Source organism: Lysobacter dokdonensis DS-58 (assembly GCF_000770795.1).
GTDB lineage: Bacteria > Pseudomonadota > Gammaproteobacteria > Xanthomonadales > Xanthomonadaceae > Noviluteimonas > Noviluteimonas dokdonensis.
Genome location: NZ_JRKJ01000003.1, coordinates 40,308 through 54,382, shown reverse-complemented (window position 1 = coordinate 54,382; position 14,075 = coordinate 40,308). Strand labels below are relative to the sequence as shown.

At 63.2% G+C, this 14,075-nt stretch carries 8 protein-coding genes, 2 tRNA genes, 3 rRNA genes and 1 pseudogene; 10 read left to right on the top strand and 4 right to left on the bottom strand.

Translation table 11 applies throughout. The features are described 5' to 3' along the window. Positions 1 to 3: 3 nt before the first annotated feature. Positions 4 to 717: a hypothetical protein gene (locus LF41_RS03560; RefSeq protein WP_052116101.1), complete on the bottom strand. Its 714-nt coding sequence runs from the start codon at positions 715 to 717 to the stop codon at positions 4 to 6. Positions 718 to 748: 31 nt separating this feature from the next. After that, a complete protein-coding gene (gene pyrE, locus LF41_RS03555; RefSeq protein ID WP_036166010.1) occupies positions 749 to 1,405 on the bottom strand; it encodes an orotate phosphoribosyltransferase in 657 nt (218 codons plus the stop codon). 118 nt (positions 1,406 to 1,523) lie between these two features. Here pyrE and LF41_RS03550 point away from each other — a divergent pair, with 118 nt between their 5' ends. The 3 genes and pseudogenes from LF41_RS03550 to LF41_RS03540 all read left to right on the top strand — a co-directional run. Next, on the top strand, positions 1,524 to 2,297 hold the full coding sequence (locus tag LF41_RS03550) for an exodeoxyribonuclease III (RefSeq protein WP_036166007.1): 774 nt from the start codon (positions 1,524 to 1,526) through the stop codon (positions 2,295 to 2,297). Next, complete coding sequence (locus LF41_RS03545) at positions 2,294 to 3,658, top strand: AmpG family muropeptide MFS transporter (protein ID WP_036166004.1); 1,365 nt, start codon at positions 2,294 to 2,296, stop codon at positions 3,656 to 3,658. The genes LF41_RS03550 and LF41_RS03545 overlap by 4 nt, the downstream gene beginning before the upstream one ends. A 48-nt stretch (positions 3,659 to 3,706) precedes the next feature. Next, positions 3,707 to 3,916, top strand: a pseudogene (locus LF41_RS03540) (hypothetical protein); the annotation flags it as partial. 90 nt (positions 3,917 to 4,006) lie between these two features. Here LF41_RS03540 and LF41_RS03535 read toward each other — a convergent pair. Next, positions 4,007 to 5,119 carry an anhydro-N-acetylmuramic acid kinase gene (locus tag LF41_RS03535; protein WP_036166001.1) on the bottom strand — a complete coding sequence of 371 codons (1,113 nt, stop codon included), beginning with the start codon at positions 5,117 to 5,119 and terminating at the stop codon, positions 4,007 to 4,009. Between the two features lie 7 nt (positions 5,120 to 5,126). Then, a complete protein-coding gene (locus LF41_RS03530) occupies positions 5,127 to 6,542 on the bottom strand; it encodes a peptidoglycan DD-metalloendopeptidase family protein (RefSeq protein WP_036165997.1) in 1,416 nt (471 codons plus the stop codon). Between the two features lie 184 nt (positions 6,543 to 6,726). Here LF41_RS03530 and tyrS point away from each other — a divergent pair, with 184 nt between their 5' ends. The 7 genes from tyrS to rrf all read left to right on the top strand — a co-directional run bounded on the left by tyrS (position 6,727) and on the right by rrf (position 14,026). Next, a complete protein-coding gene (gene tyrS, locus LF41_RS03525; RefSeq protein ID WP_036165993.1) occupies positions 6,727 to 7,938 on the top strand; it encodes a tyrosine--tRNA ligase in 1,212 nt (403 codons plus the stop codon). 39 nt (positions 7,939 to 7,977) lie between these two features. After that, on the top strand, positions 7,978 to 8,448 hold the full coding sequence (locus LF41_RS03520) for an MgtC/SapB family protein (RefSeq protein WP_036165991.1): 471 nt from the start codon (positions 7,978 to 7,980) through the stop codon (positions 8,446 to 8,448). A gap of 415 nt (positions 8,449 to 8,863) precedes the next feature. Then, a 16S ribosomal RNA gene (locus LF41_RS03515) occupies positions 8,864 to 10,408 on the top strand. 73 nt (positions 10,409 to 10,481) lie between these two features. Continuing rightward, a tRNA-Ala gene (locus tag LF41_RS03510) sits at positions 10,482 to 10,557 on the top strand. A 19-nt stretch (positions 10,558 to 10,576) separates the two neighbouring features. Beyond that, positions 10,577 to 10,653 (top strand) — tRNA-Ile (locus LF41_RS03505). A gap of 217 nt (positions 10,654 to 10,870) precedes the next feature. Then, positions 10,871 to 13,743, top strand: a 23S ribosomal RNA gene (locus LF41_RS03500). Positions 13,744 to 13,913: 170 nt separating this feature from the next. Then, positions 13,914 to 14,026, top strand: a 5S ribosomal RNA gene (gene rrf / locus LF41_RS03495). The 16S, 23S and 5S rRNA genes sit together here with 2 tRNA genes alongside, the layout of an rRNA operon. The last annotated feature ends 49 nt before the right edge of the window (positions 14,027 to 14,075 follow it).

The following is a 14,075-nucleotide window of genomic DNA, read 5'->3' as shown; positions in this document are numbered from 1 at the left end:
GGATCAGCCGCCCGTCGCGGGCGGCTGCGCGGGCGTGGCGGCCGCCGATTCCGGCGCGCGCTGGCCCTGCTTGATCTCGCGGTAGCGCGTGAGCACCGATTCGAGTTCTTCGTCGAGGCTCGCGCGCTGCACGCGCTGCGTGGCGAACAGGCGTTCGCGGCGGCGCAGTTCGGCGTGCTGCTTGGCGATGTTGGCGCGCGCGACCGGCGTGACCGGCTTGCCGGCCAGTTCGTTCTCGCCCGCCTGGCGCAGCAGTGCGACCAGGCTCTGGCGCAATCCGACGACGCCCAGCTCGGAGGCCTTCAGCGACTCGTCCAGCAGCGCGATGCGCTCGTGGAAGGATTTGCGCAGGTCCTCTTCGGTCGCGTAGGACTCGGCCATCGCCATCTCGCGCAGGAAGCGCATCTTTTCGCTTTCCGCGTGTTCGCGCTCGGCCTTGGCGGCGGCTTCGGCGGCGGCGCGTTCTTCCGGCGTCATCGCACGCGCGATCTCGCCGGTATGCGCACCGGTGGTGCTGAACTCCGAGCGGCGCGCGCCGGCGGCCTCGGCGGGCAGTGCGTCGCCGCAGACCTTCGCGCCGTTCTGTTCCCAGCAATAGAGCTTCTTGGTTTTCGGTTGCGCGCCGCGCTTCTGGGCGTGCGCGTCGATCGGCACGAGCGCCAGCGCGAGCAGCGGCGCGAGCAACAACGTGGCGGTGGCGATGGTCTTGTTCGGCATGGTCGCAGCCCCTGTTCTGCGATGTTCGCGATTACGCACTGGCGATGCCGTAGCGCGCGCGGTAGGCGAGCAGGGCATCGCGATGGTCTAAAAGGTCCGCGCTTTCGCCGGCAAACGCAAGCAGGTCGCCCAGGCTCGCCACGCTCACGACCGGCAGCGCGTGTTCCTCGGCGACGGCCTGCGCGGCCGACTGCGCGTGCGCCTCGCTGGCCCGCTCCTGGCGGTCCAGGGCGATCACGATGCCGGCGGGGATGCCGCCGACCTCACGAATGATGCCGAGCGCTTCGCGGATCGCGGTGCCGGCGGTGATCACGTCATCGACGATCAGCACGCGCTTGCCCGCGAGCGGGGCGCCGATCAGCGTCCCGCCTTCGCCGTGCGCCTTGGCTTCCTTCCGATTGAACGCGAGCGGCAGGTCACGGCCGCGGCGCGCGAATTCGCAGGCCAGCGCGGTCGCCAGCGGGATGCCCTTGTAGGCCGGGCCGAAGAGGACGTCGAACTCCAGGCCGGCCTCGTCCAGCGCATCGGCGTAGCACGCGGCCACCTCGGCCAGCGCCGCCCCCGAATCGAAGCGGCCGGCGTTGAAGAAATAGGGACTCTCGCGCCCGGACTTGAGCGTGAACGCGCCGAAGCGCAGGGCCTGCGCGCGCAGTGCGAGGGTGAGGAAGCGGGCGCGGTGGTCGGTCACGTGGGAGGTCGGGCGAATGAGCGTTGGTGCGAATGATAAGGGCCGGGGGACCGGCGGGTCGTGCCCTTGCATGCGGATGGGCTAGGCTTGCCGTTGCACTCGCCCATGGGTCCGTGATTTGCGCATCGTCAGTTTCAACGCCAACGGCGTCCGCTCCGCGGCGGGCAAGGGGTTCTTCGACTGGTTCGCCGACCAGCGCGCCGACGTCCTCTGCCTGCAGGAAACCAAGGCGCAGGAACACCAGGTCTCCGGCCCCGAGTTCCTGCCCAAGGGCTACAAGGCCTTCTTCCGCGACGCGACGACGAAGAAGGGCTACAGCGGCGTGGCGATCTACAGCAAGCGCGAGCCCGACGAAATCCGAACGGGCCTGGGCTGGGCGCCGTTCGACGACGAGGGCCGCTACATCGAGGCGCGCTTCGGCAACCTGAGCGTGGTGTCGTTCTACATCCCGTCGGGCTCGTCGGGCGAGTTGCGCCAGGGCTTCAAGTTCGAAGTGATGGAATGGCTGCGGCCGATCCTCCACCACTGGCTGCACAGCGGACGCGACTACGTGCTGTGCGGCGACTGGAACATCGTGCGCAGCGAGCTCGACATCCGGAACTGGAAATCCAACCAGAAGAATTCCGGCTGCCTGCCGCGCGAGCGCGACTGGCTCAACGGCATGTGCGCGCAGGGCAACGGGTGGGTGGATGCCTACCGCGCGCTGCATGCGGACGGCCAGGATTACACCTGGTGGAGCAACCGCGGCGCGGCGCGCGCCAAGAACGTGGGGTGGCGCATCGACTACCAATTCTGCACGCCGTCGCTGCGCGACAAGCTCGCCGCGTGTTCGATCCATCCCGCGCCGCGTTTTTCCGACCACGCACCGTTCGTCGTGGACTACACGCTATGACGAAGGGCGGCTGGCGCACGGTGCTGCGCAACCTGCGGGAACCGAAAGTCTTCGTGATGTTGCTGCTCGGCTTTTCGTCGGGCATCCCGATCTACCTGGTGGGCAACACGCTCGGCTACTGGATGCGCGACAACAAGATCGAGTTGTCGACGATCGGGTTCCTGTCCTGGGTGGGCATCGCATATTCGCTGAAATTCCTGTGGGCGCCGCTGGTCGACAAGATCGACGCGCCGGTGCTAGGCAAATGGCTGGGGCGCCGCCGCGGCTGGATGCTGGTCGCGCAGATCGTCGTCGCCGCGGCACTGGTCGGCATGGCGCTCGTGCAGCCTGGCATCGGCGGGATCACGATCGCGGGCGTCGCGCTGAGCCAACTGCTGGTGTTCGGCGGGCTCGCACTGGTCGTGGCGTTCGCATCCGCCACGCAGGACATCGTCATCGACGCCTGGCGCATCGAGAGTGCCGACACGCCCGACCAGCAGGGCATGCTGACCTCGTCGGCGACACTCGGTTACCGCGCCGCGTTGCTCGTCACCGATTCGCTGATCCTGATCTTCGCCGCGCACGTGGGCTGGTCGGTGTCCTACGAGATCATGGCGTTGCTGATGATGGTCGGCGCCGCCGCGGTGTTCATGGCGCGCGAACCCGAAGCCAGCGTGCGCGCGGCCACCACGCCGCACCCGGCGCTGTTCACGGCGCGCGGGATGATGGATGCGGTCTTCGGCCCGTTCGTCGCGTTCTTCCGCGACCACGGGTGGTGGGCGTTGCTGATGCTCGCGGCGATCAGCCTGTATCGCCTGCCTGACTTCCTGCTCGGTCCGATGGCCAACCCGTTCTATTCCGACCTGGGGATGGACAAGGAAGTCGTGGGCGCGGTGCGCGGCTCGATCGGGCTCGTGGCGACCATCGTCGGCATCGCGGTCGCCGGCCTGTCGTCGATCCGCTTCGGCACGCTGCCGACGTTGCTGGCTGGCGCGGTGCTGGGGCCGGGGTCGAACCTCGCGTTCTCGTACCTGGCGCTGCATGGCGCCGATTCGGGCGTCTTCGCCGCGGCCATGGCGATCGACAACTTCTGCAACGGGTTCGTGGGCGTGGCGCTCATCGCCTACATGTCGCAACTGACGCACGCGGGCTATACCGCAACGCAATATGCATTGCTCAGTTCGTTCTACGCGCTGCCGGGCAAGTTCCTGAAGGGTCTGTCGGGCGTGGCGGTGGAGTACCTCGAACAAGGCCGCACGCTGTTGGAGGGCTACGCCCTGTTCTTCCTCGGAACTGCGTTGATGGGAATACCGGCCCTGCTGTTGTGCCTCTGGCTGGCGTGGAAGATGCCTGTACGCAAGGCCTCCCCCGCCGTAACCTGAAGGCCTCCCCCGGGGATTTCCTTTCGCGGCCACGGGCCGGGAGGCGAAGTGACCGACCTGGTGTTGCGGGACATCGATCCGGAGATGGCGGATCGCATCAAGCGCCTGGCCGACGCGCGCGGCTGGAACATGCACGTCACCCTCGAAAACCTCCTGCAACGCGGGCTGCAGGCCTGCGAGGCGGGGCTCGAGGTGCACCTCGACGACCGCGAATCGACCGCGCTGGAACAGGCGATCGCCGCGCTTGAAGGCGTGCCGCGCGACGAAGGCTTCGGGTTGATCGGCCGCGCGCCTCCGGCGCCGGCGCCCACGCACATCCTCGACCGCTGGGTCGAGGAGATCTGACGGTCAGCGCGGGTAGACCACGCCGAGCACGCGCGGACCGCGCGCGCCGGTGACCGCGGGCACGTTGCCGGGGCGGCCGGCCAGGGTTTCGCGCGCGAGCCACGCGAACGCCATCGCTTCGACGAAATCCGGATCGAGCCCGTGCGCGGCGGTGGATTCGACATGCACGCCCGGCAGGTTGGCCGCGATGCGCGCGAGCAGCACGGGGTTGTGCACGCCGCCGCCGCACACGAGGATCCTGCGCGTCTCCGGCTGTTGCGCGCGCAACGCATCGGCGACCGTGCGCGCGGTGAGTTCGACCAGCGTGGCCTGCACGTCTTCCGGCGTTTGCACGCCGTGCATGTGCGTGCGGACCCAGTCGAGATGGAATTGCTCGCGGCCGCTGCTCTTGGGCGGCGGGCGCGTGAACCACGGGTCGGAAAGGAGGCTGTGCAGCAACGCCTCGTCGATGCGTCCGCGCGCGGCGAATGCCCCGTGTGCATCGAACGGCGTGCCGTGATGCAGCTCGCACCAGGCGTCCATCAGCGCGTTCGCCGGGCCGGTGTCGAAACCACGCACGTCGCCCTGCGTCGGCAGCAGCGTGAAGTTCGCGATGCCGCCGAGGTTGAGGACGGCGCGCGGTTCGTCCGCATCGTGCAACAGCGCGGCGTGGAAGGCGGGGACGAGCGGCGCGCCCTGTCCGCCGGCTGCGACATCCCGGCGGCGGAAATCCGCGACGGTGTCGATGCCGGTGCGTTCGGCGATCACGTTGCCGTCGCCGATCTGCCAGGTGAAGCGATGCTTCGCGGCGGGGCGATGGCGGATGGTCTGCCCGTGCGAGCCGATGGCGCGCACGTCGGCCGGCGCGAGTTTCGCAGCGGCGATCAAGTGCAGCGCGGCGTCGGCGAAGGCTTGCGCGACTTGAACGTCGAGTTCGCCCAGTTCGTCGAGCGACGTCGCGTCGCCGCCCTGGCCGAGCGCGACCAGGCGCGCGCGCAGCGTGGCGTCCCAGCGACAGGTTTCGCCGCGGACGAGCGTGCAGTGGTCGCCATCGAACCGGACGAGCGCGGCGTCGATGCCGTCGGCGCTCGTTCCCGAAATCAGCCCGAGGTACAGCCCGCCGTCGCGTGTTTCCACGCGCGCGTCAGGCCTTCTTGTTCTTCTTGGGCGGCGCGCCTGCGTCGGCGTAGATCACCTTCTCGACGCTCTGGATGCGCGCGAGCGCGTTGGAGGTCTGCGAACGGAACTGCGCGAGTGCGGCGCCGTTGAGCGGCTCCGGCGGCGGCATGGTGATCGACAGCGGATTGCGATGCACGCCGTTGATGCGGAATTCGTAGTGCAGGTGCGGGCCGGTGGCCAGGCCCGTCATGCCGACGTAGCCGATGACCTTGCCCTGCGGGATCTTCTGGCCCTGCTTGATCTCGCCGAAGCGCGACATGTGCCCGTACAGCGTGGTGTAGCCGCGGCCGTGGTCGAGGATGACCGCGCGGCCGTAACCGCCCTTCCAGCCCACGAACTGCACGCGCGCATCGCCGGCGGCCATGATCGGCGTGCCGGTGGACGCGCCGTAGTCGACGCCCTTGTGCTGGCGCACGGTGCCGAGCACCGGATGGCGGCGCGAACCGAACGACGAGGTCAGGCGCGCATACGGAATCGGCATGCGGATGAAGCTTTTCTTCAGCGGGCGGCCATCGGCGGTGAAGTACTCGGCCTTGCCGTTGCGCTCGAAGCGGAAACCCGAGTGCAGCTTGCCGCCGACGGTGAACGTCGCGGCCTGCACCGGGCCGGTGCGGATCAGCTCGCCGTCGCGCCAGGTCTGCTCGACGACGACGCTGAAGCGGTCGTTGGAGGCGACGTCTTCGTTGAAGTCGATGTCGTACTTGAAGATGTCGTCGGTGAGCGTGTTGATCGCCCCGCCGGACAGCCCGAGCTTGCGCGCCGAATGGAACAGCGACTTGCCGACGGTGCCGCTGATGACGACGGTGCGCGATTCGGTCGGGCGCTCGATGACCTTTTCGGTGAGCTTGTCGCCGTCGAAGGTGTATTCGACGCGGTGCGTCTCGTCGCGGTCGAAGCGGAACGCACGCAGCTTGCCGTCGACCGGCAGGTCGAACGCGAGCTCGGTGCCGGGCTTCATGCGCGTCAGCGCCTGCTTCGCGCCGGGCTGCTCGAGCAGCTGGTGCATCGTGGCGGCGGGCAGGTCCATGTCTTCGAACAGGCTGCCGAGCGTCTGGCCGCGCTCGACATGGACGATCTGCCAGCTGTCGCCGGCATGGCCGCGCAACTTGGCGACCGACAGCGGCGGCAACGACAGGGCCAGGGTGGTGCGGGCCTGCGCAGGCGCGATGCCGTCGGCATGGCGGGAATCGGAGAAACCGGGGACGATGGCGGCGACGAGCGCGGCCAGCGTGGCGAAGAGGGACACGTGGGCCCATTGGCGGCGGGTCCAGCGGCCGTTGAAGCCCTCGGGCAGGCGCGCGGCCACGTGGCGGTGGAGCGCCGCTTCGCGCAGGATGTCGAGCCGCGCGCGGCGTGCCTTGTCGATGCCGGATTTGCCCATGGTGCGTCCCCTTCTGAAAAACGGTTACCGCGTCGTGAGGCGCGCGTAACGGCGCTACCATAGTCACGCTAGAAACGTGCGTCAAACCCTTGAGTGGGATGGATTTTTTGTTTTAACCCCGCTTTAACGCTACTTTCACGATCCGGGTCACGGATCCGTAACTTCCCTTATCGAGTTCATCTTCGTGTCGATTCAGGCAGCCCTCGACCTCATCGCCCGCGGCGCGGACGAAATCCTCAAGCGCGACGAGCTGGAAACCCGTCTTAAGACCGGGCGTCCGCTGCGCATCAAGGCCGGTTTCGACCCCACGGCCCCGGACCTGCACCTGGGCCACACGGTCCTGCTCAACAAGATGCGGCAGTTCCAGGGCCTCGGGCACCAGGTGATCTTCCTGATCGGGGACTTCACCGGGATGATCGGCGACCCGACCGGCAAGAACGTCACCCGCAAGCCGCTGACGCGCGAGGATGTCGAGGCCAACGCGCGCACCTACGCCGACCAGGTCTTCAAGGTGCTCGATCGCGAGCGCACCGAATTGCGCTTCAACAGCGAATGGTTCGCGCAGATGGGCGCGGCCGACATGATCAAGCTGGCCGCGCAGCACACGGTGGCGCGGATGCTGGAGCGCGACGACTTCGCCAAGCGATACGCGGGGCAACAGTCGATCGCGATCCACGAGTTCCTGTATCCGCTCGTGCAGGGGTACGACTCGGTCGCGTTGAAGGCCGATGTCGAACTCGGAGGCACCGACCAGAAGTTCAACCTGCTGATGGGACGCGGGCTGCAGGAACATTTCGGGCAGGCGCCGCAGATCGTGCTGACGATGCCGCTGCTCGAGGGCCTCGACGGCGTGCAGAAAATGAGCAAGTCGCTCGGCAACTACATCGGCATCGACGAGCCGGCGATCGACATGGTCACCAAGACGATGAAGATCGGCGATGCGTTGATGTGGCGGTGGATCGAGTTGCTGAGCTTCGAGATCGGCGCGGCCGAAGCCGTGCGGTTGAACGCGGACGTCGCTTCGGGTGCGTTGAACCCGCGCGACGTGAAGCTGCGCCTGGCGCGCGAGCTCGCCGCGCGCTTCCACGGGCGGGAGGCGGCCGAGATCGCGATCGCCGGATGGAATGCCGCGGTGCGCGGCGAAGGCGACATCGCATCGCTGCCGCTGCACGACGTGGCCGTGCCCGCCGAAGGGCTGCGCATCGCGCAACTGTTGGTCGCCGCGGGCCTCGCGCCGAGCAACTCGGAAGCCAATCGCAAGTTGAAGGAGCGCGCGGTGCGCGTGGACGGCGCGGTCGTCGAAGACGCCGCGCGCGTGTTTTCGGCCGGTTTCGAAGGCGTGCTGGCGATCGGCAAGCGCAACTTCGCGCGCATCAGGCTCGTCGCTTCGGCCTGATCACCGCGTCGTGAACCGGCGTGGGGCAGTCTCCGGTGGATGATCGGAGACTGGCACCCGCAGTGGATCCTCGTGCTCGGCACCATGTACGCGATGGTGCTCGGCGGTGCGATCGGATTCGAACGCGAAATGAAGGATCGGCCGGCGGGATTCCGCACGCACATGTTGGTGTCGGGCGCGGCGTCGTTGCTGGTGGGGCTTGGGCCCCTCATTCTTTCGGATCCGGCGTTCACCGGCCGCGGCGAATCGCTGCGCCTCGATCCGATCCGCCTGGTCGAAGCGACCATCACCGGCGTGGCCTTCATCGGCGCCGGCACGATCTTCAGCCATCGCTCGAAAGAGCAGGTCGCCGGCATCACCACGGCCGCTTCGTTGCTGATGGTCGCGGTGATCGGCATCGTCGTCGCGCTGCGGTATTACCTGCTCGCGCTGCTCGTCACCGCGCTGACGTTGGGCGTGTTGTTCGGACTGGGTTGGATCGATCGGAAATTCAGTCGAAAAAACGGTTGACGCATTTTCTTGGATCGGCATAATGCGCGGCCCGCTGGAGCGGTTGCGGAAGTTGTTTTCTCCGCAGCGATGACATCACTGAATCGCGCGTCGCTCCTCCGGTTTTTTTCTTCATCGGGTGTTGACGTTCCTCGGAACGCCTGTATGATGTGCGGCTCCCTCGGGCACTTTGGTGCGGCGGGGGAAGGGAGAAGGCGCTGAGGCCGATCCCGACGATCTTTGACAGTGTGCGCAGGTGACTTGTGCGGGCGTCTGGCGGGTGGAAAGTTGTCCATCTTGCAGACGTTCGTAACAGAGCAACAAAGTCAATTCAAATGGCGACCAAGCAATTGGTCAGCCAGCGAGTGATTTCGGGCTCGGTGACGACGACTGCACTCAAAGCATTGGCGAAGACTTCGGTCGGAGCCGCAATACTTAAGTGAAGAGTTTGATCCTGGCTCAGAGTGAACGCTGGCGGCAGGCCTAACACATGCAAGTCGAACGGCAGCGCAGCAGTAGCAATACTGTGGGCGGCGAGTGGCGGACGGGTGAGGAATACATGGGAATCTGCCCTGTCGTGGGGGATAACGTAGGGAAACTTACGCTAATACCGCATACGACCGGAAGGTGAAAGCGGCGGACCGCAAGGCGTCGCGCGACTGGATGAGCCCATGTCGGATTAGCTAGTTGGCGGGGTAAAGGCCCACCAAGGCGACGATCCGTAGCTGGTCTGAGAGGATGATCAGCCACACTGGAACTGAGACACGGTCCAGACTCCTACGGGAGGCAGCAGTGGGGAATATTGGACAATGGGCGCAAGCCTGATCCAGCCATGCCGCGTGAGTGAAGAAGGCCTTCGGGTTGTAAAGCTCTTTTGTCCGGAAAGAAAAGCCTTCGGTTAATACCCGGGGGTGATGACGGTACCGGAAGAATAAGCACCGGCTAACTTCGTGCCAGCAGCCGCGGTAATACGAAGGGTGCAAGCGTTACTCGGAATTACTGGGCGTAAAGCGTGCGTAGGTGGTTCGTTAAGTCTGATGTGAAAGCCCTGGGCTCAACCTGGGAATGGCATTGGAAACTGGCGACCTAGAGTGCGGTAGAGGGTAGTGGAATTCCCGGTGTAGCAGTGAAATGCGTAGAGATCGGGAGGAACATCCGTGGCGAAGGCGACTACCTGGACCAGCACTGACACTGAGGCACGAAAGCGTGGGGAGCAAACAGGATTAGATACCCTGGTAGTCCACGCCCTAAACGATGCGAACTGGATGTTGGGTGCAACTAGGCACTCAGTATCGAAGCTAACGCGTTAAGTTCGCCGCCTGGGGAGTACGGTCGCAAGACTGAAACTCAAAGGAATTGACGGGGGCCCGCACAAGCGGTGGAGTATGTGGTTTAATTCGATGCAACGCGAAGAACCTTACCTGGCCTTGACATCCACGGAACTTTCCAGAGATGGATTGGTGCCTTCGGGAACCGTGAGACAGGTGCTGCATGGCTGTCGTCAGCTCGTGTCGTGAGATGTTGGGTTAAGTCCCGCAACGAGCGCAACCCTTGTCCCTAGTTGCCAGCACGTAATGGTGGGAACTCTAGGGAGACCGCCGGTGACAAACCGGAGGAAGGTGGGGATGACGTCAAGTCATCATGGCCCTTACGGCCAGGGCTACACACGTACTACAATGGTGGGGACAGAGGGCTGCAATCCCGCGAGGGTGAGCCAATCCCAGAAACCCCATCTCAGTCCGGATTGGAGTCTGCAACTCGACTCCATGAAGTCGGAATCGCTAGTAATCGCAGATCAGCATTGCTGCGGTGAATACGTTCCCGGGCCTTGTACACACCGCCCGTCACACCATGGGAGTTTGTTGCACCAGAAGCAGGTAGCTTAACCTTCGGGAGGGCGCTTGCCACGGTGTGGCCGATGACTGGGGTGAAGTCGTAACAAGGTAGCCGTATCGGAAGGTGCGGCTGGATCACCTCCTTTAGAGACACAAAGACAGCGCATTGCCTGTCAGGCGTCCGCACAAGTGACCTGCATTCAGAGCGTCCCGGCACACGGGGCCATAGCTCAGCTGGGAGAGCACCTGCTTTGCAAGCAGGGGGTCGTCGGTTCGATCCCGACTGGCTCCACCACTTTTCCTGCATGACTTTTGGGTCTGTAGCTCAGGTGGTTAGAGCGCACCCCTGATAAGGGTGAGGCCGGTGGTTCGAGTCCTCCCAGACCCACCAACTCTGAATGACAATTGCGCACACGAAGATCTGAAACACGCCTGGCGCTGAAGCCTGGCGGGTGTTCTTTGACAATGGGATGTAGCGAGCGTTTTGAGACGAATGTCCATGACGTGTCGTAGAGGCTAAGGCGAGGTGCGAGAGCACCTTTATTTGAAGTGATAAGTCGTTTTACGTTCGCAAACGACGTATGCCCCGAGGCGACTTGGGGTGATATGGTCAAGCGAATAAGCGCACACGGTGGATGCCTTGGCGGTCAGAGGCGATGAAGGACGTGGCAGCCTGCGAAAAGTGTCGGGGAGCTGGCAACAAGCATTGATCCGACAATGTCCGAATGGGGAAACCCACCCGCAAGGGTATTGCATGGTGAATACATAGCCATGCAAGGCGAACCCGGGGAACTGAAATATCTAAGTACCCGGAGGAAAAGAAATCAACCGAGATTCCGTCAGTAGCGACGAGCGAACGCGGAGCAGCCCAAAAGTCCGTACGGTTCTAGCAGAACACGCTGGGAAGCGTGGCCGTAGATGGTGACAGCCCTGTATGCGAAAGGGCCGCACGGATGAAATTGAGTAGGGCGGGGCACGTGAAACCCTGTCTGAACATGGGGGGACCATCCTCCAAGGCTAAATACTCCTGACCGACCGATAGTGAACCAGTACCGTGAGGGAAAGGCGAAAAGAACCCTGGTGAAGGGAGTGAAATAGACCCTGAAACCGTGTGCGTACAAGCAGTCGGAGCCCGCAAGGGTGACGGCGTACCTTTTGTATAATGGGTCAGCGACTTACTGTTTGTGGCGAGCTTAACCGTATAGGGGAGGCGAAGGGAAACCGAGTCTGATAAGGGCGCATAGTCGCAGGCAGTAGACCCGAAACCGGGTGATCTAGTCATGCCCAGGGTGAAGGTTGAGTAACATCAACTGGAGGCCCGAACCCACTCCCGTTGCAAAGGTAGGGGATGAGGTGTGATTAGGAGTGAAAAGCTAATCGAACCCGGAGATAGCTGGTTCTCCTCGAAAGCTATTTAGGTAGCGCCTCATGTGAATCCTCTCGGGGGTAGAGCACTGTTATGGCTAGGGGGTCATTGCGACTTACCAAACCATGGCAAACTCCGAATACCGAGACGGACTGCATGGGAGACACACGGCGGGTGCTAACGTCCGTCGTGAAAAGGGAAACAACCCAGACCCACAGCTAAGGTCCCAAATTCATCGCTCAGTGGTGAACGATGTGGAAAGGCACAGACAGCCAGGAGGTTGGCTTAGAAGCAGCCACCCTTTAAAGAAAGCGTAATAGCTCACTGGTCGAGTCGGTCTGCGCGGAAGATTTAACGGGGCTAAGCGATGAACCGAAGCTTGGGGTGCACAGCAATGTGCGCGGTAGAGGAGCGTTCCGTAAGCCGATGAAGGTGGATTGAGAAGTCTGCTGGAGGTATCGGAAGTGCGAATGCTGACATGAGTAACGATAATGGGGGTGAAAAGCCCCCACGCCGAAAGCCCAAGGTTTCCTTGCGCAACGTTCATCGGCGCAGGGTGAGTCGGCCCCTAAGGCGAGGCAGAAATGCGTAGTCGATGGGAAGCTGGTTAATATTCCAGCACCTCGCGTCAGTGCGATGGGGGGACGGAGAAGGGTAGGTGTACCGGGCGTTGGTTGTCCCGGGGAAAGCAGGTAGGCGGATCCTCTTGGCAAATCCGGAGGGTCATACGCCGAGCAGCGAGACCAGGCCATTAGGCCGAAGTCACTGATCCCACGCTTCCAGGAAAAGCCCCTAAGCTTCAGCTGACGCAGACCGTACCGTAATCCGACACAGGTGGGCAGGATGAGAATTCTAAGGCGCTTGAGAGAACTCGGGTGAAGGAACTAGGCAACATGGCACCGTAACTTCGGGAGAAGGTGCACCGCTTCCGGTGGCCCATGCGGGCTATAGCTGGGAGCGGTCGCAGAAACCAGGCCGCTGCGACTGTTTATCAAAAACACAGCACTCTGCAAACACGAAAGTGGACGTATAGGGTGTGACGCCTGCCCGGTGCTGGAAGGTTAATTGATGGGGTCAGCCGCAAGGCGAAGCTCTTGATCGAAGCCCCAGTAAACGGCGGCCGTAACTATAACGGTCCTAAGGTAGCGAAATTCCTTGTCGGGTAAGTTCCGACCTGCACGAATGGCGTAACGACAGCGGCGCTGTCTCCACCCGAGACTCAGTGAAATTGAAATCGCTGTGAAGATGCAGCGTTCCCGCGGCAAGACGGAAAGACCCCGTGAACCTTTACTACAGCTTTACACTGAACGTTGAGTTCGTCTGTGTAGGATAGGTGGGAGCCTGTGAAACCGAGGCGCTAGCTTCGGTGGAGGCAACCTTGAAATACCACCCTGATGTGCTTGACGTTCTAACCTGGGCCCGTGATCCGGGTCGGGGACCGTGTATGGTGGGTAGTTTGACTGGGGCGGTCTCCTCCCAAAGTGTAACGGAGGAGCACGAAGGTACGCTCAGCGCGGTCGGACATCGCGCACTGTGTGCAAAGGCATAAGCGTGCTTGACTGCAAGAGCGACGGCTCAAGCAGGTACGAAAGTAGGTCTTAGTGATCCGGTGGTTCTGTATGGAAGGGCCATCGCTCAACGGATAAAAGGTACTCCGGGGATAACAGGCTGATACCGCCCAAGAGTTCATATCGACGGCGGTGTTTGGCACCTCGATGTCGGCTCATCACATCCTGGGGCTGTAGTCGGTCCCAAGGGTATGGCTGTTCGCCATTTAAAGTGGTACGCGAGCTGGGTTCAGAACGTCGTGAGACAGTTCGGTCCCTATCTGTCGTGGGCGTTGGAGATTTGAGAGGGGCTGCTCCTAGTACGAGAGGACCGGAGTGGACGAACCCCTGGTGTTCCGGTTGTCACGCCAGTGGCATTGCCGGGTAGCTACGTTCGGAAGCGATAACCGCTGAAAGCATCTAAGCGGGAAGCGCGCCTCAAGATGAGATCTCCCGGGACGCAAGTCCCCTGAAGGAACCATCAAGACCAGGTGGTTGATAGGCACGGTGTGTAAGCAGGGCAACCTGTTGAGCTAACGTGTACTAATGATCCGTGAGGCTTGACCATATCACCTCAAGCCGCCTTATCCTCGACAACACGTCGATGGCATTCGATCCAGGCTTTCGCAAGAAAACCGCTTCGCAAGAAGCAAACGACTCGCTACGTCCCACCCCTTGAGAGCGTGAGCGCGATCAGTCCGACTAACCCCGGACCGAACCGCGACCCTCCACCCTCTCCCTGGTGACAATAGCGCTGTGGCACCACCCGATCCCATTCCGAACTCGGAAGTGAAACGCAGCCGCGCCGATGGTAGTGTGCATCCGCATGCAAGAGTAGGTCATCGCCAGGGCCTTACACCAAAACCCCGCCAGCAATGGCGGGGTTTTTCTTTGTGCGTG

Bases quoted from the DNA above. Each gene is read 5' to 3' on its own strand.
- LF41_RS03560 (WP_052116101.1), bottom strand. From the start codon at position 717: ATGCCGAACAAGACCATCGCCACCGCCACGTTGTTGCTCGCGCCGCTG.
- LF41_RS03545 (WP_036166004.1), top strand. From the start codon at position 2,294: ATGACGAAGGGCGGCTGGCGCACGGTGCTGCGCAACCTGCGGGAACCG.
- LF41_RS03530 (WP_036165997.1), bottom strand. From the start codon at position 6,542: ATGGGCAAATCCGGCATCGACAAGGCACGCCGCGCGCGGCTCGACATC.
- LF41_RS03520 (WP_036165991.1), top strand. From the start codon at position 7,978: ATGATCGGAGACTGGCACCCGCAGTGGATCCTCGTGCTCGGCACCATG.